Annotated in this window: 23 protein-coding genes; 3 read left to right on the top strand and 20 right to left on the bottom strand. The window is 48.2% G+C overall.

Features of this window, described 5'->3' with window-relative positions:
• Positions 1 to 3: 3 nt before the first annotated feature.
• The 3 genes from JFN88_RS15855 to JFN88_RS15845 form a co-directional block, all read right to left on the bottom strand.
• Positions 4 to 1,200, bottom strand: coding sequence for a Ger(x)C family spore germination protein (locus tag JFN88_RS15855; RefSeq protein WP_199020239.1), 1,197 nt, complete (start codon positions 1,198 to 1,200; stop codon positions 4 to 6).
• Entirely contained in the window at positions 1,197 to 2,720 is a 1,524-nt protein-coding gene (locus tag JFN88_RS15850) for a spore germination protein (protein WP_199020238.1), read from the bottom strand. The genes JFN88_RS15855 and JFN88_RS15850 overlap by 4 nt, the downstream gene beginning before the upstream one ends.
• A gap of 216 nt (positions 2,721 to 2,936) precedes the next feature.
• On the bottom strand, positions 2,937 to 3,590 hold the full coding sequence (locus tag JFN88_RS15845) for a bifunctional transcriptional activator/DNA repair enzyme AdaA (protein ID WP_199020237.1): 654 nt from the start codon (positions 3,588 to 3,590) through the stop codon (positions 2,937 to 2,939).
• A 145-nt stretch (positions 3,591 to 3,735) separates the two neighbouring features.
• On the opposite strand from JFN88_RS15845, the gene JFN88_RS15840 reads away from it, so the two are divergent.
• The gene (locus tag JFN88_RS15840) at positions 3,736 to 4,188 is read left to right on the top strand and encodes a GreA/GreB family elongation factor (protein ID WP_199020236.1); all 453 of its coding nucleotides are present in this window, start codon (positions 3,736 to 3,738) and stop codon (positions 4,186 to 4,188) included.
• Positions 4,189 to 4,304: 116 nt separating this feature from the next.
• On the opposite strand, the gene JFN88_RS15835 is transcribed toward JFN88_RS15840, so the two are convergent.
• The 4 genes from JFN88_RS15835 to JFN88_RS15820 form a co-directional block, all read right to left on the bottom strand.
• Positions 4,305 to 5,078, bottom strand: a complete 774-nt coding sequence (locus tag JFN88_RS15835; RefSeq protein WP_199020235.1) for a putative bifunctional diguanylate cyclase/phosphodiesterase — start codon at positions 5,076 to 5,078, stop codon at positions 4,305 to 4,307.
• 202 nt (positions 5,079 to 5,280) lie between these two features.
• Positions 5,281 to 5,454, bottom strand: a complete 174-nt coding sequence (gene sda, locus JFN88_RS15830; RefSeq protein WP_199020234.1) for a sporulation histidine kinase inhibitor Sda — start codon at positions 5,452 to 5,454, stop codon at positions 5,281 to 5,283.
• Positions 5,455 to 5,502: 48 nt separating this feature from the next.
• Positions 5,503 to 5,709, bottom strand: coding sequence for a helix-turn-helix domain-containing protein (locus tag JFN88_RS15825; protein ID WP_199020233.1), 207 nt, complete (start codon positions 5,707 to 5,709; stop codon positions 5,503 to 5,505).
• A gap of 108 nt (positions 5,710 to 5,817) precedes the next feature.
• Positions 5,818 to 6,177, bottom strand: a complete 360-nt coding sequence (locus JFN88_RS15820; protein WP_379167344.1) for a response regulator — start codon at positions 6,175 to 6,177, stop codon at positions 5,818 to 5,820.
• Positions 6,178 to 6,572: 395 nt separating this feature from the next.
• Here JFN88_RS15820 and JFN88_RS15815 point away from each other — a divergent pair, with 395 nt between their 5' ends.
• Positions 6,573 to 6,971: a helix-turn-helix domain-containing protein gene (locus JFN88_RS15815; RefSeq protein ID WP_199020231.1), complete on the top strand. Its 399-nt coding sequence runs from the start codon at positions 6,573 to 6,575 to the stop codon at positions 6,969 to 6,971.
• A gap of 448 nt (positions 6,972 to 7,419) precedes the next feature.
• On the opposite strand, the gene JFN88_RS15810 is transcribed toward JFN88_RS15815, so the two are convergent.
• The 6 genes from JFN88_RS15810 to JFN88_RS15785 form a co-directional block, all read right to left on the bottom strand.
• Positions 7,420 to 7,734: a DMT family transporter gene (locus tag JFN88_RS15810; protein ID WP_199020230.1), complete on the bottom strand. Its 315-nt coding sequence runs from the start codon at positions 7,732 to 7,734 to the stop codon at positions 7,420 to 7,422.
• On the bottom strand, positions 7,731 to 8,084 hold the full coding sequence (locus JFN88_RS15805) for a DMT family transporter (protein ID WP_199020229.1): 354 nt from the start codon (positions 8,082 to 8,084) through the stop codon (positions 7,731 to 7,733). Before JFN88_RS15805 ends, JFN88_RS15810 begins: the two co-directional genes overlap by 4 nt.
• Before the next feature lie 60 nt (positions 8,085 to 8,144).
• The gene (locus JFN88_RS15800) at positions 8,145 to 8,723 is read right to left on the bottom strand and encodes a TetR/AcrR family transcriptional regulator (RefSeq protein WP_199020228.1); all 579 of its coding nucleotides are present in this window, start codon (positions 8,721 to 8,723) and stop codon (positions 8,145 to 8,147) included.
• 169 nt (positions 8,724 to 8,892) lie between these two features.
• The gene (locus JFN88_RS15795) at positions 8,893 to 11,994 is read right to left on the bottom strand and encodes an efflux RND transporter permease subunit (RefSeq protein ID WP_199020227.1); all 3,102 of its coding nucleotides are present in this window, start codon (positions 11,992 to 11,994) and stop codon (positions 8,893 to 8,895) included.
• Between the two features lie 78 nt (positions 11,995 to 12,072).
• Positions 12,073 to 13,437 carry a sensor histidine kinase gene (locus tag JFN88_RS15790; protein WP_199020226.1) on the bottom strand — a complete coding sequence of 455 codons (1,365 nt, stop codon included), beginning with the start codon at positions 13,435 to 13,437 and terminating at the stop codon, positions 12,073 to 12,075.
• A complete protein-coding gene (locus tag JFN88_RS15785) occupies positions 13,430 to 14,113 on the bottom strand; it encodes a response regulator transcription factor (RefSeq protein ID WP_199020225.1) in 684 nt (227 codons plus the stop codon). The genes JFN88_RS15790 and JFN88_RS15785 overlap by 8 nt, the downstream gene beginning before the upstream one ends.
• A 355-nt stretch (positions 14,114 to 14,468) precedes the next feature.
• On the opposite strand from JFN88_RS15785, the gene JFN88_RS15780 reads away from it, so the two are divergent.
• Positions 14,469 to 14,798 (top strand): hypothetical protein, encoded by a 330-nt coding sequence (locus tag JFN88_RS15780; protein WP_199020224.1) that lies wholly within the window; start codon positions 14,469 to 14,471, stop codon positions 14,796 to 14,798.
• A 131-nt stretch (positions 14,799 to 14,929) separates the two neighbouring features.
• Here the strand turns inward: JFN88_RS15780 and JFN88_RS15775 are convergent, their stop codons facing one another.
• From JFN88_RS15775 to JFN88_RS15745, 7 genes are all read right to left on the bottom strand, one after another.
• Positions 14,930 to 15,151, bottom strand: a complete 222-nt coding sequence (locus tag JFN88_RS15775) for a hypothetical protein (protein WP_199020223.1) — start codon at positions 15,149 to 15,151, stop codon at positions 14,930 to 14,932.
• Positions 15,152 to 15,511: 360 nt separating this feature from the next.
• The gene (locus JFN88_RS15770) at positions 15,512 to 17,257 is read right to left on the bottom strand and encodes a sensor histidine kinase (protein WP_199020222.1); all 1,746 of its coding nucleotides are present in this window, start codon (positions 17,255 to 17,257) and stop codon (positions 15,512 to 15,514) included.
• Entirely contained in the window at positions 17,254 to 18,834 is a 1,581-nt protein-coding gene (locus JFN88_RS15765) for a response regulator (RefSeq protein ID WP_199020221.1), read from the bottom strand. The genes JFN88_RS15770 and JFN88_RS15765 overlap by 4 nt, the downstream gene beginning before the upstream one ends.
• Positions 18,835 to 18,922: 88 nt before the next feature.
• Positions 18,923 to 19,726 (bottom strand): carbohydrate ABC transporter permease, encoded by an 804-nt coding sequence (locus JFN88_RS15760; protein WP_199020220.1) that lies wholly within the window; start codon positions 19,724 to 19,726, stop codon positions 18,923 to 18,925.
• Entirely contained in the window at positions 19,723 to 20,595 is an 873-nt protein-coding gene (locus tag JFN88_RS15755) for a carbohydrate ABC transporter permease (protein WP_233167924.1), read from the bottom strand. The genes JFN88_RS15760 and JFN88_RS15755 overlap by 4 nt, the downstream gene beginning before the upstream one ends.
• Before the next feature lie 108 nt (positions 20,596 to 20,703).
• Positions 20,704 to 21,990 carry an ABC transporter substrate-binding protein gene (locus JFN88_RS15750; protein ID WP_199020219.1) on the bottom strand — a complete coding sequence of 429 codons (1,287 nt, stop codon included), beginning with the start codon at positions 21,988 to 21,990 and terminating at the stop codon, positions 20,704 to 20,706.
• Positions 21,991 to 22,101: 111 nt separating this feature from the next.
• Positions 22,102 to 24,267, bottom strand: a complete 2,166-nt coding sequence (locus JFN88_RS15745) for a hypothetical protein (protein WP_199020218.1) — start codon at positions 24,265 to 24,267, stop codon at positions 22,102 to 22,104.
• Positions 24,268 to 24,609 lie beyond the last annotated feature (342 nt).

Here is a 24,609-nt window from a genome sequence, read left to right as displayed (position 1 = left end):
GCCCTACTCCTTCAAATATTTTCGTAAGGAATCATTTGTCGTTCCGATCTTTTGAATAATCGAATCGACAGCATACTCGACTTTCAGCTTGTTAAAGTGAGCAGACCAGTTATCCTTCATCTTCTCCCAGGCATCGGGGTAATAACGGTAAAGTACCTGTCCAAAGCCGAAAATATCCCTATGAAATCTGTTTTTGGATGCATGAATAGCCTCGTCCATAACTTCAATGAGGTGGTTTCTGGATCGCTCCTCGAGTTCCGAAATCATATGCGGGTCCTTAAGATCAAGTCTGCATTCCACATCGCTGATCGTCCCCATATTTTTTAACTCAATACGAATAACAGGCTCTCCGTCAACGATTTTGCCTTTCAATTTGGTTTTTGTATGCGTTGTCTCCATCACAGCCGAGCCGCCTGATGGACATTTGATATGTCCTGCCGAGGTTTTGACATTGTTCATAATGTAATTGTAGCCGCGGCTTTCCTTCTCATTCAGCCACCCCTCAAGCTTGTCCTCCTTAAATACAGCAAGTCCTATAAAGCGCACCATGGCTGCAGATTCTGCTTCTTCTACATTTTTAATCGTCATCCCTCCATGTTGATTCCCGATAATTTTTGCGCCGGTCAGCACCGGAGAAGAGGATTTAGTAACAAGCTGCTCGATCAGTTGGTCCAGGGTGACAGAAGTCGTCGGCGACCATGTCTTTGATGATGTGTCCAAAGTGTGAAAGAGATTTTCAGCAGGAATCTTCTCCAATGTGGTCAAAATCTTGAGCACATCCTTGCCCTCGGACTTGCGGGCAATCATAATGTAAAAGTCGGACCGGGCTTCCGGATTCCGGGACAACGCATCTAGCACATCGATAATCCCCTCCCTTGCCAGCGCTTCACCGAGGACCAGCACCCGGATATGGGCGGAGTAGATCTCGCGCGGACTTGTCTCCGTCAGTTTCCGGAATGCTTCAAATATGGTCGTAGCCGTTGCTTCATAGATCGTGACCGGGGAACGTCCGCTCCCCGCTGCCCGCGATGATACTTCAGCCGGAACCACAACCTGGACTGCCACGCGATACTGGCTGCCGACCTTGTCAATTGCCGTGCCGACCTGAATCGCCAGTTCGTTGATTTCTTTGCGATTCCAGCATCCAGGAAGAAGGGATAGCAGGAGGAACGACGCAAGCAAGACCCGGACAACTTTCATGACGTTCCCTCCTCTTGCTTCCGTTGCGGGCTTTTTTGCTGCCGTTTTAAATTTTTCCCGCCGGAATATTTTGGACGCAGCACCATACCTCGCCACGGAATGCGGAACAGCGTATCCTTCTGATTCTCGAATACAAACGGAGCAACCGACGTCATATAAGGGACCCCGAAAGTTCGCAACCCCGTCAAATGAAGAATCAGCACAATCAGACCCGTCATCATGCCAAACAGGCCAAATGTGGCGGCGAGTCCCATAAGCAGAAAGCGAATCATGCGAATGGCAATCGACAAATTGATTGCTGGAATTACGAAGCTTGACACAGCCGTAATCGAAACAATAATAACCATCGCTGCTGACACAATCCCTGCATCCACTGCCGCCTGACCAATGACGAGTGTTCCGACAATCGATATCGCCTGCCCTACGGTCTTGGGCATGCGGACTGCTGCTTCACGCAAAATTTCAAACGTTATTTCCATCAGCATCGCCTCAATGAAAGCCGGAAAAGGCACCCCTTCCCGCTGCGCAGCCAAGCTGACCAGCAGGCTGGTTGGTAGCATCTCCTGATGAAAGGTGGTGATCGCAATATAAAACGATGGCGCAAGCATCGTAATCAGAAAAGCAAGAAAACGAATCAGACGCAGCAGCGTACTGATATCGGCCCGCTGATAATAGTCTTCAGGGGATTGAAAAAATTGTACGAAAAGTGCGGGCGCAAGCAGCGCAAAAGGGGTGCCGTCAACGAGAATGGCAATTTTCCCTTCCATTAAACTTGCAGCAATCACATCCGGACGCTCCGTATTGTAAAGTGTCGGAAAGGGACTATACGGCTCATCCTGAATAAACTCTTCAATATAGCCGCTTTCCAAAATGCTGTCCGTGTCAATCTTGTCAAGCCTTCTGAATACCTCCTCGACCAGTTCGGGACAGGCAAGCTCGTGAATGTAGAGCACAACAACATTCGTTTGCGTAATTTTCCCAATCTTGCGACCTTTCGCCCATAGCCGCGGGTCCTTGATTCTGCGGCGAATCATCGACAAATTCGTCGCCAGAGATTCATTGAACCCTTCCATAGGCCCCCGGGTAACACCTTGCGAGGTCGGCTCTTCGACAGCTCGACCTTCCCCTCCTTCCACATGGAACGCCAATGCCTCATTGCAGCCTTCCAATAGAAAAACTCCGTAGCCGCAGAGCAAATTCGAAAGCAAACCCTCCATCGTATGATCCAGTTTGACATCGCCTGCTGTATGAATCTTCTTGCTGATATTCACCAACAGTGTGTCCGGCTTGCCGGAGGACTCCTCGCTTGGCTGCACCCCGTCCATAATTTCCTGAACAGATTGCTGCAGGAGTTGCCTGTCAGTGATGCCATTCATATAGAGCAGCGCCGCATTCCGATTCCAAGGCGTCTCCAATTGCTTGGTTATGAAGTCCTGGCTGTCCCCCAGAATTGTCCGGAAGGTGTCGATTGCCGCCTCAAGACCATCTTTCATCGGAATTTTTCCTGTTGACGAAGGCATTCTTCATCCCTCCAACAAAGTGTATTCTTGCTAATGATGCCCACTTGTCCTTGAAGTTACCCTGAATGAAACGGAAAAATTGAAGAATTGCTGCCAAAGAAAATCAAAAAGGCACCCCTCACAAGCACTGGCTGCTTCATTCGGCGTAGATCGCCTGCAGCTTGTCGCCTGGAAAAAGGTACCTTTCATGTTGATATCCAGTTGTAAAATAGAAAATTACAGTTCCTCGCAAAGTGAAACGTCAGTCAGCGTACGTTTGCTTGAGATTGAGCGCGGGACTGCGAGTTCCTGCTTCCCAGTATGATTCAGTTTGCTCAACTGACTGTAGACTGTCGGTGTGCAACCTGTCTTCTGTCTGAATAATGTTGCAAAGTGGGCGGCATTGTTAATGCCCACCGCTATCGCAATATCCATAATGGACATTTCCGTCTTATTCAACAACTCCTTCGCCTTTTCCATTCGAACATGCTGAATGAATCGGAACGGGGAGATGCCTGTAATTCGCTTGAAGGTACGCTGCAGGTGGTAAGGGCTTCCATGAAAGACTTGAGATAACGCCTTTAAAGTAAGCGGCTCGGCATAGCTTGTCTCAATAAAACCGACAATCTGGCTGATCCATTCCTCATCAGGCAGCCGTCTGCCGCCGGGCATGCAGCGCTTGCAAGAACGAAAGAGGGCCTTGTTCGCAGCCTCCGCAGTTTCAAACAGCCGGACATGCTCTCGAATCGGCAGTCTGGATTTACAGGAAGGACGACAGTAAATTCCCGTTGTCACGACCGCATAGAAGAATGATCCGTCATAGGCGGAGTCATTTTTTGTAATCGCTTTCCATCGCTGGTTTGTGAGCTGCAACTCACCCTTTTCCCTCATCTTTCTCACCCCTCACAAATTATACCTTCAAACTGACCGTATGTCATCGTCCGAATGAAATAGCAAGAATACAAAAGCTCAAGCTGTTGCAAATATGTTACAACTATATAAGAGATTCAGCCTTTTGAACGAGGTGACATAAACAGTGAATTTAATAACGGCCCCCCATTTGTACCAGCAATTTCTTCAAAATCAAATGGAAATATTGGCAAGCGACAACATCGACGCCTATATCCCGCCGAACAGCAAGGAACGCATAGAATTAATCCAATTGGTTGAGGATTACAGGAACGAGTTGGAGCGACTGCTGCCGCTTGCGGAAAATGAACTTGCTGCAGTTGCCCTGATAGGGAGCACGTTGACGCTGACGTATCTTCACTATCAGACAACGGACACGTTTCAGATCGTTTTTCCTGAAGAAGACAATCTGGGCGATGGACGCATTTCCTTCCTGTCTCCGGCCGGCAGACGGCTTCTATTTGCCAAGCAAGGCGATATTATCGTCATCCCGATGCCTTCCGGATCAATTGAAGTTCGCGTGGAAACGATCCAGATCGCATTACCTATAAGCGGGAAAGCAGAGGCCCAAATCGGCTGACAAGCAAGCAATCCCCTTGAAGCGCTGTATTGTCTTCGCTTCAAGGGGATTGCTTGCTTGTATCCCTTACCCCGATACCGCCTAACTCTTGCAAGTGTCCATCTCTTCATGAATTGTCAAGATGATTGGCTAACAGAAAGTTTGGCAATCATCTTCGGAATCTCACGGGCTTCGACCGGCGGGCTAAACCAGTAGCCTTGTATTTCATGGCAGCCAACCACCTTCAACATTTCCACTGTTTCCTCTGATTCCACGCCCTCGGCTATAACCTGAAATTCAAGCTGCTTCCCAAGTCTGATCATGGAACGAATGATTGCTTCCGCCCTTGAATTCCGACAAAGATTCTGAATAAAAAAACGATCCAGCTTCACGTATTGTACCGGAATATCCAGCAAATATTTCAAAGAAGAATAGCCCGTCCCAAAGTCGTCAATGGCAAGCGAACAGCCAAGCTCCCTTAGGCGGAGAAGACGGTCTACGGCGCCAGGCGACTGATAAAGCGCTGCGCCTTCTGTCAACTCAAGCGTCAGGTAGGCGGTATCCATTCCGCTCTCCTGCAGTACAGCTTCGACTGAAGCAGTAAACCCTTCATCCTTAAGCTGTTCCGGAGACACATTGACAGATATGCGCAGCGTAATGCCTGCTTGCCTCCAGACTGCAAATTGTCTTGTTGCCTGTCGGATTACCCATGTCCCGATCCGGCCAATTAATCCGCTGCTCTCTGCAACCGGAATAAACTGATCCGGACTGATCCATCCTCTTTTCGGATGATTCCATCTGATCAGCGCCTCTACACCTGTAATTGCGTGGATGTCCAGCTTGTACTGAGGCTGGAATACCAAGTGGAAATCATGCATATGCTCGGTTGCCTTCGTTAACTCTCGAATCACTGGCCATACATCCTCCCGGTTGTATTCCCATCAAACCGCTATTTGTAAATCTGATCATGCTGCTAATGCAGGACTTCTTCGTATCAAACGCAAACGGCTTTTCAGTCCTTTGACGGACAAAAGCTTCGTTGCACGACAGAAATGCAAGAACTGAGCTTTCAGGCAATGAGAGCTGCTAGCGTCCCGGTCCTTGCTTATATTTTTATACTTGCTTGGAACTCTCCGGCTCCAAGACCAGACTGCGATGTTGAATGGAGTCCTTTAAAATTTGAATAAAACGCTCATCACAGTTCAGACGAATCGCTTGGTAATAACATTGAATAAGCAGGTCATCAGACAACGATTTACGATCAATAATGTAAGGCTTGATTTTCATTGGCACATCCTTTTCCTTCCAAAAAACGTCTCCCTACCGTCAGAGAGCTCATCCATTGTATATCCGATCTATGCCTAAGGCCTCTGCAATTTTATTGCGATATCGCTTACCCGGTCGAAGTCCATACAATATCTCTGTAAACCGATTGACGGGAATGCCTTCTTTTTCACAAAACTGCTTCTGCGTCATTTGCTTCTCAAGAAGGGCCCTCTTCACAGCTAAACCAAAGAGTGTCAGCCTTCTGATTTCCTGCAATCACAACACCTCCCATGATATTGATACAGTCATCCGCCGAGTGCTCTCATTAGAACGGCTTCACATAAGGCGGGGTGATCTGCTGCTGTCAGATGTCAGGAGGGACTGTTAAATAAAAGCCTTGTTAATCGCACTCATTAGCCGGTCGTTGAAAAGCGGCTTTTGGATTATATGCTTGGCCCCCGCCTCGACGGCTTCTGCAGCAAGCTGCTGCTGTCCCAGTGCGGAGCAAACTACAATTCTCGCTTCCGTATCCATCGCCATGATCTGTTTTGTTGCCTCGACCCCGTTCATCTCCGGCATGGAGATATCCATGGTGACCAGATCGGGCTTGTGTTGCTCATATAGTTGAACCGCCTCCTTGCCGGTCCGTGCCTCCGCCACAACGTTGAAGCCCGCGGCAAACAACAGCGTCTTAAGTGACAGACGTACGACTTCAGCATCATCCGCGATTAAAATTCGTTTCACATTTCTCATCCTTTTATTCCATATTTCCTACAAATTACGACAAAAATTCCCGATAATAAAACCACTTTCGATCCGGTCCATGTCATTCTGACTATATCTATACTGATACAGCTTTAGAATCTGTTCCGATTTGGAGTGGTAAATAATCTGCTTACCATGTGAAAAGGATAATGATAACGAACGGTTATCAGGGCTTCAAGTTATGCTGATACAGCTGAAGGATACGGCCTCATTTCGTACCTCCCAAAGGAATGACATCATTTATGGTGATATAATAAATGTGGTAGTACTACCACTGTAACCATCATATATCTGATAAGGAATAATTTCAACAAAAAAAGCTTTTTTATCGCCTCAGTATCTGATATCGGATTTATATTTTATGGAGGAGATTTATGCAAACTTTTGCAGAGAGATTTCTGTACCTGCGTAAGATGGCAGGAATGAAGCAGTCTGAATTTGCTCGCCTGATCAACCTTTCCCAAGGTAGACTAAGCGATATTGAACAAGGAAAAAACAAGCCCTCCGCCGATACGTTAATTGCTGTAGTGAACGAGTTTTCACCCAGTGCGGAATGGCTGCTCTTGGGTAAGGGCTCTCCTCCGCAAACGCTCCCTCAGGCGCCAAGAGGCAAACCTGACTCTTTAAAGGCATTTGATAAGCCGACCGGCGAAGAAATGCAGTTTTTAGCGGACTGCCGGTTGTTGAATCCGGCAAATAAACGAACGATTCGAAAATTTATGCAGTTTTTGCTGGCCGAGCAACACACACCAACGCCAATGAACGAGCACTAACCAGTCAAGACAATCTATTTAATGCCCAAATGTGGTAATTTTACCGCATAACCACGGCTGCAGCGGGATAAAAACCTACCAGCGAACATTCATGATAATCCCGCCTGCCTGCGTTGCATTAACGATTACAAGTTGATTCAACCATTCGTATCGGCAATGCATCGTGCCGGCCCGATACCTCAAGCGCTACCTCTGGTATTGAGCCCATTATACTCTCCCCGTGCATTCATTTTTACAGCATTTCATCCGCTCTATTCATTCCAATAACGAAAATCATGATCTTGAACGCACCCCTCTCCCGGTATTCTCCTTGTTCCAATCCCTTCAAAACGAGAAAATGAAACTGCGCGGACTTCTCTATGAATGCACAACAAGAAAACTCGTCCCTTAAAACCAGACGAGTTTTCTCCATGCTTTATAAAGTTCCCATCATGAATCAGGCTCCTGCTCATACCGTCAGCTTAAGTCCGATAGCGGCTGCGAGAATCATCGCAATACAGAGCAGCCTTCTCCATTCCTTCGGCTCCTTGTACACAACCATCCCAAGCACCGCCGCTCCAACCGTGCCAATACCGGTCCATACCGCATAAGCCGTTCCCATTGGAATCTGAATCATTGCATAAGTCAACAGTAAAAAACTGAAGAAGAAGGAGACAATTAACAGGATAATCGAACTCCGGCCCTTTTTCATGGCGACCCGTTTCAGATTCAATACGCCAATCACCTCAAAACATCCTGCCAAACCCAGTGCCAGCCAGCTCATTGCGTCTCCCCCGCTTTCGCAACTTGTTGCTCATTGTCCTTAGAGATAAGTTTCAGCCCGATAACACCCGTCAGCAAAACTGCAATAAGCAATATTTTGTTCCATTTGAATGGTTCGCCGAAGACCAGCATTTCGACCAATACTGTGCCGCAGGTCCCCAGTCCGGCAAACACCGCATAGACAGTTCCTACCGGCAATGTCCGAGCAGCCTTGATCAAAATCATAAAGCTGAACAGAATGGATATGGCGGTACCCGTCCACTCCAGCACATTCGATGAATGTCTAAGACCGATAACCCACAACACTTCCAACGCCCCAGCTCCAAATACATACAGCCATACACGATTCATATTCATCCTGCTTTCCCATTTAATCTTCTCCATGCAACAAGTCGTTGCACAATTGTAGCTTTACTGCGTATTCATCCCTTGCCAATAAATCGGCCATACTGCTTCTACGCGCCCCAAATAGCGATCACGCCGCCCGCAGACAAGCTCCATTAATGCTCCCTCAACAATGGTCAGGAAGGCAAGAGCCGCCTCCCGAGGGTCTTTGCAACTAACACCGCCAGCCATCCTCTCCCGCTCCAGCAGCCGGGTCAAGGCCCGTCGCAATCCGTCGAGGAATGGAATTAATATGTCCATGACCTGGTCATAAAGTCCGGCGGGCGGATAATAGCCCATCCGAATTAAAAATCGCGCATTGTCATTCAGCTCATACTCTTGCAGCATCCAGTGAAAAAAATGGTTCATCCGCAATTCGAAGCGAACCTGCTGATTCCGTATATAATAATCGATGATTCGCCGCTTTTCCGTTGCAAAAACCAGCTTCATGACATGCAAAAACAAGTCTTCCTTCCCCTTGTAATGGGCATAAATAGAAGGCTTTTTAATTCCGACCTCCTCGGCAATTTTTTGCAGAGAGGCGCCCTCGTACCCTTCCTTGGCAAAGCAGGACCGTGCTGCTAGCAGTATCTTATGTGCACTCATATATCACCTTCCTAACGGTCGTTAGGTAACATTCTCTCACCGTTTTTCTTTTTTGTCAATATGCTCAAAACTCTTAGAATGTGTCAAAAAAACGGCCCCTGACAGATCCAGGGCCGTCTTTCGGTTCCTCTATGCAGTTAAAGATTGAACATTGCTGTGTCTCCAGATGTTAGATGCTGTCGGTTCGCTTGAACGTTCTTTTTGTCCAGGCTATCTCGTACAACGTCGGTACAACAATCAGAGTCAGCAAGGTTGAGGTAAATAAGCCTCCGATCACTGTAATGGCCAGACTGCCCGATATCAGACTCGTTGATGAGCCTGACAAGGCTAGCGGTACAAGCGCAAGCATCGTGGCGAACGCCGTCATCAGAATCGGTCTGAGGCGTGTGCGCGCAGCCTCGATGATCGCCTCTCTCAGCTCCGCGCCGGCAAGGCGGTTCTTCTCCGCCCTATCTAGCAGCACAACGGCATTGGTCACGACAATGCCGACCAACATGAGCATGCCGATCATTGCGCTCATGGACAAAGCCTGTCCAGTCAACAGCAACGCGTTTAACGAGCCAACCGGTATAAACAGCAACGAAGATAAGATAAGAAGTGGAGTAAGCAGTCCGCTGAAGGTCACGCTTAACACCAGGAACACCAGCCCGACAGCTGCAGCCATCGCAATGCCCATCTGGACGAAGCCCTCCTTAATCATTTTCAGACCGCCTCCGACTACGATTTCGACCCCTTGAGGCAAGCTTAGACTGTCGATATCCTTGAGCACGCGCTTGGTGACAGTGGCAGTGTCGCTGCCTTTCACATACGCTTTGACTTGAGCATACGTCTTCCCTTCATTATGCTGAACTGTGACCAGCGCCTTTTGCTCGGATAGTTCAGCAATATCTTTCAGCCGGACCAGCCCTGCATTCGTCGGGATCAACAAGTTTTCCAACTCTTCACGGGCAGCAATCTGCTGCTGGTATCCAATCGTTATATGGCGTTCTTTGCCTGCAATTGTATAGGTTCCCCCGTCTACAGGACGGAGCTGCTCCCCGACGATTTGCATAATCAGGTACGGACTGACGCCTTCGGCATTATCTTTGAGCGTAAGCTCCCATTTTGGAATCAGCTCATTCATGGAATTGGTTATATCCTTCAACTCCGCGTCCTGCTTCATCAGATCCTCAATCTGGCGGGCTGCCTGGGCCAAAGCTTTAGTGTCCGTTGAATACACATTAATGTCAATATTATTGCCCGAAGGCATTCCCTGCTGCTGTCCTTCGCGAATTTGGACAACCGCCCCATTTTGAATCGCGGCTACGATCTTCGGGAGCTCCCGGTTGGCCTGTTCGATGACCGCATCCATATCCGTGCCTTTGACAAATTGAACCGTAAGAGACGCCTTGTTCTTTGCTCCCTGCCCAAGGAACGGATTGCCGGAAGCGCCGCCGACCGCTACTAGGACGGTATCCAATCCCGGCAAGGATTCAACGTACTGTTCCGCTTTTTCACTGATCTTCCCGGTCTGCTCCATACTGCTGCTCGGAGGCAAGGTCAGGCTAATCGAGGCCGTTGGAACGGAATCTGCTGGCAGGAAGGTCACACCAAGCAGTGGAATGATACTCAAGGAAGCTGCGAGCAGCAGTACAGAGCCCGTGATGACCCAGCCCTTGCGTTTAAGCGCGCCTCGGAGCAGACGCTCGAATCCATCCGCTAGGCGGGCACCTTCCTTGTGAGGCTTGACACGCTTGAACAACGCTGCGCCAAGGACCGGAATGAGCATGACCGAGACAAGCAGCGATGACACAATGGAAATAACGACCGCGAGCGAAAAGGGACGAAAAAACTCCCCGATAATGCCGCTCACAAAAGCCAGCGGCGCAAAAACAACGACCGTGGCCACTGTGGAAGAGGTGACGGCCCCGATGACTTCCCTGGTGGCGTGCCAGGCCAACTCCTTGCCGCTCATCTGATCGCCTTTTTCCTGACGCCAACGATAAATATTCTCGATGACGACGATACTGTCGTCCACAATCCGGCCAATGGACACCGCAATTCCGCCGAGCGTCATAATATTAAGCGTGTAGTCCATCTGGTTCAGCACGGCAATGGTGGCGAATATGGACAACGGCAAAGAAAGAATGGAAATCAGGGTCGCCCGGATATTTCTCAGGAACAGGAAGATGATGATCACGCAAAATAAAGCGCCGAATAGCCCTTCTTTGACAAGCGAAGATACGGACTGCTCAATATCCTTCCCCTGATCTATAATCACATGAAGCTCCAGACCGCTGTTCTCCTGTTCATAAGTGAGCAGTTCTTTTACCTCATTGGCTACTTCAGCTGTATTCGCATTCTGATTTTTGATAACCTCCACAACATAGCTGGGCTTCCCGTTGAACCGTGTGATTTCTTGCTGGGAAGTTACTGTGCTTACCGTGGCAATTTCCGCTAGCTTGATTCCCCTGGCGGCAGCGTCAGAAGGCGGGCTTGTGGTCGAGGCAGCGCCTTGCTGAGGGACAGATGAATGTTCACCCCCTGCAGGGGCAGCGGGAGCAAGCGGAAGCTGTTCAATTTGGGCTACCGAAGCTATCTTGCCCGAGAGTCGAATGGGAATGGTTGCGCCCTCTTCATGAACAGCGCCTAGCGGCAGCGCATAATCGAGACCGGCAAGCGCTGACTGGATAGCTTTCAACGTAATGCCGTACCCGGCAGCTTTCGTCTTGTCGACTGAAATTTGCAGTTCCTCAGTCGGTATGCCTTTCAGAGTGACCGAGCTTACGCCGCTCAGCTTTTCCATTTTAGGCACAATTTCATTTTGAAGTTTGTTGGAGAATTCTTCCGCTTGGCCATCTGACGCATAGACTGCCGCCTGATAGATTGGTGCGGCAGAAGCCGACAGACGCTGTACCGTTATTTTCGCCTGTTCAGGCAGGTTCAGCTTGGCGATTGCCCCCTCCACCTCACTTGTTCGCTTGTCCATATCGGTACCAAACGGAAACTGCAGCACGATACTGGCGGCATTTTCAGCGGATGTGCTTGTGATGGAATCATAGTTTTTCAGGCGAATGATGCTGTCCTCAATCGGACCTGTAATGCCGCTCTCGATTTCCTCTGTCGATGCTCCCGCCTGTATGCCCTGAATAAACAGAGCCGGGAATTCCACATCGGGGAATGTCTGCTGTTTGATCTGAGTTGCGGAATATAGTCCGTAGCCTAATACCAGCAAACACAACAGGATGACAGCAGCGCTGTTTCTTAGGCTGAGTCGGGTAATCTGGTTCAATTGGCTTCTCTCCTCTATAAGTTGTACATGCAGTATAGCCAATTCATTTGAACCCTCTGTGAATGAAGGATTACAAATTTATGCAGACGGCAGGTGGATGACAAATATCGTACCTTCTCCCAGCTGACTCGTTACCCTAATATTCCCATCATGCAGCGCTACAATACGTTTAACGATAGACAGACCGATGCCGCTTCCGCTGCTGGCTGTCCGGTCCCTCGAACGATCCACTTTATAGAAAGGCTTGAAAATTTGGTCCAGCTCATCCTGCGGAATGCCGCTGCCGGTATCGGCAATCTCCACGTTTACGGTATCATTGTCCCGCTCCAGCGTTATGCGAATTGTCCCGTCTGGTTCGGTAAATTTAATGCTATTGCTGATCAAATTCGTCCACACGAGATTCAACCTGTCTTCATCCGCCCGAATAGGGAGGTCAGCGAGTTGCAGCTCAACATCAATGTTTTTAGCCAACCATTGCGGTTCAAAAGCAATCACACTTTTTCGCAGCTGCTCATCCAGCCTGAACACGCGGGTATCCAGTTGAAAATGTTCATATTCCAGCGTCGACAGTTGAAGCAAATCGCCGCTTAGCCGGGACAAGCGGTCCGTCTCCGTCTCCATAATATCGAGCAGGCGCAGCCGGCTTTCTTCATCCAGCTTCTTGTGCTTTAGCGCTTGGGTAAAACCTTTGATGGAGGTAAGCGGCGATTTGAATTCATGCGAAACATCCGACACAAACTGCTTCCTGCTTTTCTCCAACGCTCCAAGTTCCTTCGCCATCAGATTGAAGCTGCGCGCGAGTTCTCCGATCTCATCCCGTCTTCTCGTCTCCAGACGAAAGCTGAAATCGCCCCTTGCCATCTGTCTTGCCGCATGTGTAAGCTGGCGAAGCGGTCTGACGATGTACCCGGCCGCAATCAGAATTAGGAGACTCCCGAATAGCAGCACCAATAGAAGCTGGGACCGAAAAAAATAAGTCAGCATTCGTTCCAGGTGGCTCGCCTCTGGCGAGAGGAACAAAGCGTAAGATTTGCCTCCCACCTGAAAGGGAAGACCCACGACAATTTCCGAATGATTGGGTCCCGGCACCTTGCCCCGCAACACACCGCCGCTCAGCACCTGCTCTACCTGCTGGTCATTCACAGCAATGCGCTGCACGGTGTGGCTAAGATTCTGATGAAGCAGCGTACCTTGTTGGTCATAAATATTGAGGGTATAGATCGGCAACGCGCTAATTCCTTCGATGAGCGGCTCAAGGTTGTCGGGATACGATTGCTCGTAAGACTGAATAATGGTTTTACCGCTTTCGATCAGACTATCCTGTATGACCGTTTTAACCTGGCCGCCATACAACTTCCCATATAATAGAAGAGTCAGAACCAAACTTCCGATGACAGCTGCCAGAAACACCAGAATGACGCGCACATACAACGATTTAATCATGACCGACCTCAAGGCGATAACCCAGGCCGCGCAAGGTTGCAATTTTGAAATCATCCTGGTAATCGGCAAACCGCTCGCGCAGTCTCTTGATATGAGTATCGACGGTCCGCTCATCACCCTCATACTCATAACCCCAAATTTGAGAAATGAGCATCTCCCTGGTAAACAGTTGTCCCGGATAACTGGCCATAATATAGAGCAGTTCGAATTCCTTAAGCGGAAGCGACGTCTCTGCTCCGGTATCATTGAATGTAACCAAATAGCTCTGTTTATCCAATAAAATTCGCCCAAGCTGAATGCTATTAGACACGGAAATGCGGTATCGTCTGAGCAGCGCCTTTACCCGCATGACCAGCTCCATCGGTTCAAAAGGCTTGATCAGATAGTCGTCTGTCCCCACTGTAAAGCCCTTAATGCGATCTCCCGCCTCCCCTTTGGCTGTCAGCATCAATATCGGCATATCTCCAGAGTCGCGCAGGCGTCTGCATAGCTCCCAGCCGTCCATCTTCGGCATCATCACATCGAGTATGACCAGATCGACCGGATGAGAGTTGATATACTCCCACGCTTCCTCGCCATTTGCTTTCTCCACAATATCCATACCTTCATCCTGCAAATATAAGCGCACCAGTTCCCGAATATGCGCCTCATCATCAACGACCAGCACCGTTGTCATCTCGATTCTCCTCTTTGCTTTAGTTTCACAGCCTCTATATTAAAGTTTTGCCTCCGTTCAGGCAACTGCGCATTGATTGTACTTCCGCAGCCATGCAGAAAAAAGCGCAAGTTCCGCAGCAAATTTAGCCTTAGAACTTGCGCTTTTCTAATGGAATTGCTGTCCTTTGACCGGGCAATACGCCGAACGAAAACAGCAGCCTGCCCCGGTTATTTGTACAACCGTTTCAGACTGCATTTTCGAAAATTAATTTTTTTCACAAAACGTATTGATTTCCCGATAAATCCTAGTATAATACTTGGTAAAGAGATTGAACATACGGATCTGAATCGATACGATAAAAGGAGCATGTCCTATGACATCAAAGCACATTGCCCAAAGATGGATTGACGATCATTTGGATTTATATAATTATGCAGTCGAAATTGGAGATAAGGCATGGCAGGAGGAAATTCTCTTCACCTTGAAGCAAAAAGAACTTCATATCTACGGCCTGATTCGCTCGACAATCAGAACCAAGCTCTGGCAAAAATTCGACCAGATTAATCAGGAATTGCTCGCGTTATATGGGCAGCTTCATGGACTCAAGGATGAGGGAAACCAAGGTAGTCAGTACATCAAGGAAAAACTGTGGGATCTCAAGCTGGAGCGTCTGCAAGTTGCGCAACAACTAAGAGGACTGTAAATGAGGAATATCAACTATTGCCGAATTGCTGGCATACAGAGGTCTGCTCTGCCGTGATTTCGTATATGCTCTCCCGTCCTTTGCGACCCGAACGGGAACGGCTATGCGATAATCATGTGCAAGCGGCCTTTTTATGCTTTTTGCTTCATTTCTCTCATCATTGTCATCATCATTGTCATCATTTCATCGCATTCCTGCATTTTGGACATCATCATATCGGTATCCATGCTCATTCCCATATCCGTGTCCATTTCCATCATAGAGTCCATCATCATTTTCATACATTTCATTTTGCACATCATCTCTTCCATACACATGTTCATCATCATCGTGGACATCATCATATTGTTCATTTTTATTTCTCCTCCTAAAGTTTATTTCCTTCTGATTACTAGAATACTATATTTGCCCGGTCTTTTCAACATTTTTTTCTTGATTTTTTTAATTGTTTTGTGATATATTTATATATTCACTATTCATATTAATCTTATCGGATATCCATTTTAACCCAACTATTTTAGTGCGAAAACCAAGTAATTTATACAAAATTGAACGCGCCACTTTCGATTAGAACCGCTGTAAAGACATTATAATCCCTTATATTTGAACAAAGGCGACCGTTTCACTTCAATAGAAACGAAACAGCTTTGCCGTCTTTCGACGAGCAAAGCTGTTTCGTTTGACTAACAATCCATTTATAAATTTGCTTGCAACTATGATTTGGCCTTCTGCTGAACCGGAAGCCGGATGACTGCTGTCGTCCCTTTGCCCAGTTCGCTTGACAGTTCAATTCCGTAGCTGGAGCCGTAATGAAGCCGAATGCGCTGATGCACATTACGCAGCCCGAAGCCCCCCTTTTCCATCGTCGAGGCGGACCAGGAATCCTCAATTTCCTCCCGTTCCAGGGAACGCCGAACTTCAGCAAGCCTCTCCGCCGTCATTCCTTGCCCATCATCGCTGACAGTAAGCACCACCCTATTCTTGTCCATGGCGGCTCGCACCGTCACCGTGCCCTGACGGCATTGTTGGCGAATGCCATGCATAATGCTGTTCTCGACCAGCGGCTGAAGCAGAAACTTGATAATATGCTGTTTTCCCGCCTCCTCATCCAGATCAATCTCCCAATGCAGTTGCTCCTCAAAACGGATACCCTGAATCTTTAAGTAGTGGCTGACATGCATCACTTCCGCTTCAACCGAAATGATCTCCTGCCCTTGATTTAACCCGATGCGGAATAGCCGGGACAAGGAGGTGACGATATCTCGAATTCTGGAATCCCCATATTTTCGTGCCAGCATGTACACGGAATCCAGCGTATTATATAAAAAATGCGGATTGATCTGATATTCCAGCGTCTGAAGCTCCAACATGCGCCGCTTCTCCTGTTCCTCGCGGTTTTTCTCGATCAGAACGGCGATTTCATCGGACATCATATTCAACTTGTTCGCCACCTGGCCAATTTCGTCATTGCGAAGGATCGGAATCTGAATCTGCTGCCCGCTGCCCAGATGCTTGATTCCCGATTGGAGCTGCTGCAGCGGCCTTGTAATCCGGTGTGAGATGAAGACCACCATAACAATTGTGAAGATCAGCAATGTGAACGTGACAAATGCGAAAGCAATCAATACATTGCGGATCGGCTCATTGATTTTGGATTCCAGCATCCAGGTAGCAACATTCCAGTCATTCAAGTGAATTGTGAAATAAGAATATTTGTCCGAACCCGATTGGAAGACAGAGTACCCTGCCGCAGTGCCGACTCCGGAGACAAACATTCTGGGGTCCCAATTCGTAGTGCTGGAAATATCCAATTGGTGCTCGTTGTCAAACACAGCGAACTGCTGGCCCTCATCCAAGATAAACTGCTCGAACATATTCAGCACTTCCTGCTTGTCCAGCAGGATGAACATGTACCCGATTTTACGATTCAGATCATAACGGTTATCCATAATATGCCGGGCAATTACGATCGTTCCCTCATCATAACCGTTAAACCAGATGGATGAGCCGTCCGCTTCATTCACCTTCTCCGTCATGTTAATGAGATTTACCGTCAGCTTGGGGGATATCGCCGTACTGCCGGAGATTCGGTAATCATTATTCATAATAAAAATACTGCGCGCAAACTCTCCCGAATCTCCGTATGCGACAAGACGGTTGCGCACATCACTGCTCAGGGTAAAAAGCTCGGCCGTCTGCTTCCACTCCTTCACGTTGAGAAAGCGCTGCACGAGCGGATCACCAAATATGCGGAGCATTAGACTCTCGTATTCCTTCCTCCACTTGGCAATCTCATCCGACAGCGCTTCCGCAGACTGATTATGATGGCGGGCATATGACTGCAGCAGATTCGTCTGAACCGTCCAATACACATACGCGGCACTGCCTAACACCGGAAGCAAGAGCAAAATGGAGAAGAAAAAGACCATCTGGGAGCGAATGGATCTTAAAAACTTCATGATTCTCTGGCCCCGTAACGATCTCTGAAATCACTTGGGGTAAATCCGGTATTTTTCTTGAACAGACTGCTGAAATAGTGCGCGCTGGCATAGCCGATTTTCTCCGCAATATCGTAATTCCTTAGAGAGGTATGGACAAGCAGCTTCTTTGCTTCCTCCAGGCGAATACCGGTCAAAAATTCCACACAGGTCATCCCTGTCTTCTGGTGGAAGATTCGGGATAAGTAATTCGGAGTAATGCACAATAGCTTCGCTACCGTGCTGACCGACAATTCACTGTCCGCATAGCTTTCGGTCATCGCAAGCTTGGCGCGCTCGACAAGGACATCCACAAAACCGGCATTTGTGCGGGTTCTCAGCACAAGCAGTTGATTAAAGCAGTCTTCAAAGAAGTATTCAATATCCTGTACCGATTCCATATCGTTCAGCTTCGTATAGCTCTCAAAATAGCTTGGCATTGTGTCTCCGGCCTGATATTCGTCGGCCAGCCTGTATACGGTTCCGAGCAGATGGACAAACATAAGCTTCATCATAGGCGAAATTGCCTTTTGCTGTTCAAGCGCAGCGATGAACGGTCTTAACGGATAGACTTCAAACTGATCCCGAAAACGGACCGTTTCAATCAGCTCTTTTTCCTCCGCATACGGGTATTCGACATGACTTTTGTTCCAATTGGGCATATCTTCATAATGAATAATTCCCCGATGATCAAGCAGGGACAGCAAATGAACCGCCTCTTCGGCTTCATGCACGGAATGGGGAATAAAGCTGTAGGAGTCATAGCTTCTGCCCACCCCAATAGATGCTGTCACCTTTAAGTGACCCTCTATCTCCGCAAGCAGAGCCTCATATACGTCAGGCTCCACTTGCTTATGCAGGATGACCTGAATAAGCCCAGGCCCGGAGTCCGCAAAATGCATCCATCTCCGCTTCAATTTTTTCTCCGCGATTGCCCGGACCTTCCCCTTCAACTGGGCAATGTCCGCTCCGCTCGGAACTACCTGATTGATATTGATCTTGATTGCAATACAGTAGTAGCTGCCCTCCTCCAAATAGAGACCGGCCGCTTCCATACGCTCTTCCATCTCCTCAGGGGTCTGAAAGGTACCGGACATCAGATCTGCCCACAGCTTTTCGATAATAATCGGCTTGTAGATATCCAGCTTCCGCCGCGTATCCTCATTTTGCAGCGAGTTGCGCTGCTCATATGTAATTTCTTTGACAACCGCGTTCACCGTCTCCTGCAATTCCTCCGGGAGTACCGGCTTCACCAGGTAGCTGGATATTCCGAGCGACACCGCTTCCTTGGCATATTCAAACTTCTCATAACCTGTCAAAATAATGAACCGGATTCCGGGATGGCTCTGCTTGATCCGTTTGGCAAATTCGATGCCAGACATCTCTGGCATAAAGATATCCGTAATGATCAAATCAGGCGGATTTTTCTCAATCATCTCTATGGCATCTATTGCGTTGGGCGCATCCAGACACTCAATAAAGCCGGCCTTTTGCCAGTCAATAAGAGAATGCAAGCCTTCTCGGATGATCGCTTCGTCATCTACAAACAGTACGCGCATTCCTATTCTCCCTCTCTTTTCCATCCGGATGCAACACTGCAGAGATCAGTGCCGGCCGCGGCAGCGTTTCTTGCAATCTCACACTCTCTCATTTCACAGCCCCTGCTGTCAATCCGCCAATAATCTTCTCGCTAAGCAATGCGTAGATTACAATACTGGGTACAATAGCCAAAATCATAGCAGCGAAGGCCTGCGGATAATTAGCTTGAAAAGTCGTCAGAAAAAAGCGAATCGCAACCTGAAGCGTACGCGTTCCTTCGCTTTGCGTCAGCAGATTGGCATACATCAACTCATTCCAGGCTGTAACCATTAGGAAAATTGACGCCGTTACAACCCCAGGACAGCTCAGCGGCAGAATGATTCTCGTAAAAGTGCGGTGAACCCCGGCTCCATCTATAAATGCCGCCTCGGACAACTCCGGGGGAATTGTATTCATATAGTTTTTAATAATTAATACGCTAAGCGGGAGGGATATCCCTGCATATACAAGTGCAATTCCAAATAGCGAGTCATAAAAGCCAATCCATTTTACAATAAAATAATAAGGAACCATAAATGCATTCGTCGGTACCAGAATGCCGCCAACCAGCAAAAGCTGCCAGTACGAGCGCCAGCGGAATGTATAGGTAAATATATACGATGCGAGCGTCGCAAGCAATAGGGCCAGCAGCGTAGAGACTACGGATACGATCACGGAATTGAGAAAATAGGTCGTGACCGGATGCCTGGTCATAACGGCTATATAATTGTCAAACATCCAGTTTTCAGGTAGTCCGAAGGGTTCTGCAAACAACTCGCGGTTCGTCTTGAAGGAAGCGATAATGAGCCACACAAACGGCGCAAGCATGATGAAACTCACCAGATACAGGAAAAGTTCCTTGATCCATCTCATATGCCGTTCCTCCGATCCATGATGCACGAGAGCGCCAGTGTCGTGCCGGTCACAACCGCTCCTACCGCAATCGTCATTAATCCGGCAGCCATGGATACGCCATACCTGTTAGCAATAATCATCTCTTTGAACATATACAGTCCCAGATTGACTGTTTCGTTAGCCGGTCCGCCTCCAGTCATAAGGAGAGGGTATTCAAACATGCGCAGGCAAAAGGCCAGATTGAGAATAATATTAATAAGCACGGCGTCTTTTACTAGCGGTATCGTTATATACCAGTCTTTTTGCCAATTAGTTGCGCCTTCTATCTTCGCCGCTTCATTCAGTTCGGCAGGGATTGCAGATATCCGGGTCAAAAAAACAACCATCGTCAGGCCGGCATAAATAATAAACGGAAGCTGATGGGCAAACAAGGCGGTCTTTAAATCCGCCAGCCACGGTCTGGCCAGAGCGCCGAGCCCCATAAGCTTGAGGATATTGTTGACGAGCCCGAGATTGACATGCAGTACAAAATACCACAAAAAAGCAATAGCAGTCGTCGATATGACATTCGGCAGTACAAACAGCACTCTGAAAACTTTCCAGCCCCGCGGCTGGCGCGCGAGCAGAAGAGCAAGTAAAAGTCCGAACGGAATATGCAATAAAACCGCACCGGCAACCCAGAGCAGTGTATTGATAACCGCCTTGATAAAAACAGGGTCCTGAAAAACAAGCTTAAAGTTATCCAACCCTGCATACACCATCTCGTTAATCCCATTCCATTGCTGAAGACTGATATAACCTGCAAAAATTAATGGAAAGACAAAAAACAGGAGAGTAAATATAACTGCCGGCATCAGGTAGAGAACGATATGTCTTTTGGCAATCATGAGAAACTTTCTCCTTTTTCATAAAATTAAAACGTATGCCGCTAAGGCTGGATCTGCTCCAATCCGTTAGCGGCACCTTGATGTCCAAACGTTTCTGTTTATGATCGGTTATTGATTGGCTTCATTCATTCTGCGCACCATACCAGCCGGGTCGTACTGTTCAAACATCATGCCCTCAATCAGGGATGGGAGCTTCGATATGGCTGCCGGCTTGAGCACTCTTGAAATTTGAATAATACTCTCTGGCGCGCTGCCCGATACGTCGATAAATTGACTCAGAACCGGGCCTGCCTTCTTCAGCTCTTCCTCGCTGAGACTAAGCTCTGCGGACAACAGAATGCGCCCCTCCAACGTCATGAGTCTGACCCCGTCATCAGAGGTCATATATTTCATAAAATCCACGATGGCCTGTTCCTTTTCCTTCGATGCTTGCTTGCCCGCAGACCAAGGTGTGTAGGTATCCGTCACAATGAAACCTTTCTGGGCATGTCCCTGATGAACAAGCGGACCTGCCGAGATTCCGATATTCTTTTGCAGTTCATCGTCCAGTGATCCGATCAGCCAAGGTCCGTCAATAATCATGGCGGTATTGCCAAGTGCAAAGTGATTGGAACTGATGGAATAATTAGCCCCGATCGCATCATCTGTAGAGTAGCTGAACAACTGCTTCAACTTCTCCGCCGCTGCCACCATCCCTGGCGTATCTAAAGAGACGCCCGCTTTGAATACATCCATCCCGTCCGCGGCAGCAGCCAAATAAGTCAGCGCATTCGTCGAGTGCCAGGAATCATCAGCTGTCATAAGTGAAATCGGGATAATTCCCTTCTTCTTAAGCTTCGCGCATGCGGCAAAAAATTCATCCCAGGTTTGGGGAAACGTCTGAATTCCCGCCTCGGCAAACAGCTTCTTATTGTAATAGAAAAGCACACCCGCCTTTTCATACGGTATGGAAGTCAGTTCTCCATTAAAGGTCAGCGCTTCGATATCCTCAGGCTTAAAGCGCGAACGCCATTGCTCGTCCATATATGGAGAAAAATCAAGAAGCTGGCCTGAGTTCTGCCGGGACAAATCATTCGGATTGAAATTGTAATTGAACAAATCCGGCGGCTGTTTGGCCGCGATCATAGTCTTTACCTTCTCCTGATAATTAGGCCAGTCTGGATTAATATCAATGCTGATCTTGACTTTGCCGGCGCGCGCTTCATTATACTTGTTGACCAGTAAATGAAGAGCTCTCCCACGCTCTGTATCCGTGCTCCAACTGCTTAGCATTTTGATCTCAATCGGTTCATCCGCCTGTTTGCTGTTTGGCTCCTTCTGTAAATTTGCGGAGCATCCGGCCAGCAATACAGTAAGCAGAGCAAGCAGCAGGACCCGGCTTCTTTTTATAACCATCCCCTCTACCTCCCCTTTTTTTGAATATTTAGAAGCTCTTTTCACTGTACCCTGAATCATACTCATAATAAATGAACAAATGTAGCCTAAGCCATACAGTTATCTATCCTTTTACCTAAAGCTCTCTATATAACGTCCTAGGCCCAGAAGACCAGCGGAATAGATCCAGCCAAGTGTCCCCCAAATATCGCCTTTGGCAATCATGCCCTCATCCAGGCCCTGACTGCATATGCCAAACCCCTCCGGCTGCATGCCGATATCCGCAAATCCCATCTGGTCCCCCGGGTATGACAGCATCTGCTGACAGCCATTTGCAATCCATGCCGCCATCTGGCAAAAGAACGGTTCTCCCGCTGCTTTCCCAATCCCATGCAACTCACGAATAAAGAATAGCGAATAGATGTCTACGACACCCCCGCCCCAGATCGAGTTGATACCACCACAGCCTACCGTATTAAAGCGCTGGTTGTGCAAGCTCGTTCCCGGCATCGTTGGCGCTGTCCAAATATAATTCCAGGTGACGAACAGTCTGGCTGCGCGCACAGCTCCCTTCAAATACCGCTCCTCACACGTATGGTTGTATAACGTATACAATGCCGCCATCGTATATTGGACCGCTTCCTTATCGATGATATTCGGATTGTCAAGGGTCCCGCCTTGATAATGATTGCGTTGAACAAAGTTGGAAAGCACATACTCGGACGCATTGATTGCAGCACGCAAATATTTCATACCCTCCCCGGGTTCCTCCCGCCACAAGGCAACCAGGAACATAATCGGAATAGCCGTACCGGATTTGGAGGAAAATTCATCATCTCCAAAGCCCGGCTCATTTTTTAGAGGCGTGCCGTCCGGTTGAAACGCGCGATACCAGGAGCCATCCCCATTTTGCACATTGACCAGGAAGTTGCCGAAACGCTTTACTGCGTCGTACCATTTGGTCTCGATTCGGCCTTCCTCACGGTATCGCTGATAGGCCGTAAGCAAATCAAAAGCAGGCTCTACCATCAACCGCAGGTAATTGCCGCGAACATCGCCGTGCGAGACATAATGCAGCTTCGGAGCGGTAGGATCGCCGAACGAATGGAAAGGACGGTCTTCCTCCACTTCAAACAGTGTATACATCCAGCCCGAAGGCGTCGTACATCGGTCTACGAAGAAATCAATTACCTTTTTTCCTTTGTCCCACCATTCCCCGCCGTTTCGTCTGGCCATTTCATGTGCAGCATGAATTTGGCGGCCGGTGAATCCGTATTCCAGCACCGTTTGGTAGCTCTCATGGGGAATATTCACAAAGGAAGCTCCAAACCCTGACGGGGCGCTGCGATATCCCTTCCGTGGATCGAAATGGAAGAAGAACCCAGCTGCACCGCTACGAAGTTCCCGGTAGGAATTGCGCAGGGACACGCTCCGGTACTCCATGGAATCCTCCAAAGAGAAAGGGAGCTCGAAAGGTTCAGGCTTGTTAAGGCCAGCCTTATGCTTGAATTCATCAAAGACCGCTTCATCAAACCCCCACTGGTTGCTAATACGCAGCTCATAGGCGGTTTTCAGCTCGATCACCTGCTCGTCCAGCGGATAAAAAGCGGAAACCGGCCTTTGGTCGGCTGACAATGCGACACTGCGGTCCCCTTCATAGTAAGGAAGACAAGCCTGATACATGACGGTATCCCCATGGCGGCTGTACCCCAATGAGCCAATATCCGTTCGCTGAGTATAGCGGCTCTCGCGCTCCGGTCTAATTGGCGGCAACACAAAAGACGGCAGATGTATGCGTGAGAGGGAAACGGTCGTGCCGGTAGAGGAATCATACCCTAAGATGAGCGGGTAGGTCATTCGATCATCCATATACATACGCGTTACATTTTCCCGATGCTGATCAATAGTTCCATACCAAATAGAAGGCGCATGGAAACGGAAGGGCGTCTCTTCCTGAACAGACTGTACAAAACGAAGCCGAAACTGAACGCCTTCTGTCCTGCCGGAGCACGGCTCGTCCGATTCCCGCTCTGCCCGCACAGTTCTATGCACTCTGGAAGAGGTATCTGCGGTCCAGTTATCTTCAATAGTAAAGCGGTATCCAGCCTGCCGGAATTCGCAAAGCGCCAGCCAGTTCCCCACTTGGATCTCCTTTACAGACTGATAACGGAAACAAAGCGCCTCCCCTAGTAAAAAAGCGGCTTCCACCGGAAATGGGATTGTCAGTTCCCCCCCTTCACATTGTCGAATTAAAGGGTAATAACCGCCCTCCTCTTTATTAAAAACGATTGAGTTCATAATGAGCCTCCTTCTTGTGTACAAAAAATAAATACGAGGTTATTCTCAGCAAAAACGTTTCAAGGCTGTGACCGCCTGTTTAACTTCTCGCATTCTATATATCAACGGTAAGACAAGACTATAGGCATATTGATAGCCGGTTTCGAATTCACCGCCGGATAATACCCCCAAACGGCTGTCGCTCCGGTTATTTAGCTTCCATATTGGATAATTGCAAAAGGAAAGTTCAATATAACAACAAAGTAAAAAACTGGCTATCTTGTTACATCATAACGGACTTTCCGCTAAATTTCGATCCACTAAACTTACTTTTACCTTGCATTTATTTGACATATTCTCAAA

Source organism: Paenibacillus roseus (assembly GCF_016424485.1).
GTDB classification, from domain to species: domain Bacteria; phylum Bacillota; class Bacilli; order Paenibacillales; family Paenibacillaceae; genus Paenibacillus_D; species Paenibacillus_D roseus.
This window is presented reverse-complemented; position numbering and strand designations above follow the sequence as displayed.

Coding starts and splice junctions, on each gene's coding strand:
- JFN88_RS15745 (WP_199020218.1), bottom strand. CDS start 24,267: ATGAACTCAATCGTTTTTAATAAAGAGGAGGGCGGTTATTACCCTTTA.
- JFN88_RS15775 (WP_199020223.1), bottom strand. CDS start 15,151: ATGAACAATATGATGATGTCCACGATGATGATGAACATGTGTATGGAA.
- JFN88_RS15765 (WP_199020221.1), bottom strand. CDS start 18,834: ATGCGCGTACTGTTTGTAGATGACGAAGCGATCATCCGAGAAGGCTTG.
- JFN88_RS15780 (WP_199020224.1), top strand. CDS start 14,469: ATGACATCAAAGCACATTGCCCAAAGATGGATTGACGATCATTTGGAT.
- JFN88_RS15790 (WP_199020226.1), bottom strand. CDS start 13,437: ATGATTAAATCGTTGTATGTGCGCGTCATTCTGGTGTTTCTGGCAGCT.
- JFN88_RS15785 (WP_199020225.1), bottom strand. CDS start 14,113: ATGACAACGGTGCTGGTCGTTGATGATGAGGCGCATATTCGGGAACTG.
- JFN88_RS15800 (WP_199020228.1), bottom strand. CDS start 8,723: ATGAGTGCACATAAGATACTGCTAGCAGCACGGTCCTGCTTTGCCAAG.
- JFN88_RS15845 (WP_199020237.1), bottom strand. CDS start 3,590: ATGAGGGAAAAGGGTGAGTTGCAGCTCACAAACCAGCGATGGAAAGCG.
- sda (WP_199020234.1), bottom strand. CDS start 5,454: ATGAAAATCAAGCCTTACATTATTGATCGTAAATCGTTGTCTGATGAC.
- JFN88_RS15850 (WP_199020238.1), bottom strand. CDS start 2,720: ATGCCTTCGTCAACAGGAAAAATTCCGATGAAAGATGGTCTTGAGGCG.
- JFN88_RS15810 (WP_199020230.1), bottom strand. CDS start 7,734: ATGAGCTGGCTGGCACTGGGTTTGGCAGGATGTTTTGAGGTGATTGGC.
- JFN88_RS15805 (WP_199020229.1), bottom strand. CDS start 8,084: ATGAATCGTGTATGGCTGTATGTATTTGGAGCTGGGGCGTTGGAAGTG.
- JFN88_RS15750 (WP_199020219.1), bottom strand. CDS start 21,990: ATGGTTATAAAAAGAAGCCGGGTCCTGCTGCTTGCTCTGCTTACTGTA.
- JFN88_RS15770 (WP_199020222.1), bottom strand. CDS start 17,257: ATGAAGTTTTTAAGATCCATTCGCTCCCAGATGGTCTTTTTCTTCTCC.
- JFN88_RS15815 (WP_199020231.1), top strand. CDS start 6,573: ATGCAAACTTTTGCAGAGAGATTTCTGTACCTGCGTAAGATGGCAGGA.
- JFN88_RS15755 (WP_233167924.1), bottom strand. CDS start 20,595: ATGATTGCCAAAAGACATATCGTTCTCTACCTGATGCCGGCAGTTATA.
- JFN88_RS15760 (WP_199020220.1), bottom strand. CDS start 19,726: ATGAGATGGATCAAGGAACTTTTCCTGTATCTGGTGAGTTTCATCATG.
- JFN88_RS15855 (WP_199020239.1), bottom strand. CDS start 1,200: ATGAAAGTTGTCCGGGTCTTGCTTGCGTCGTTCCTCCTGCTATCCCTT.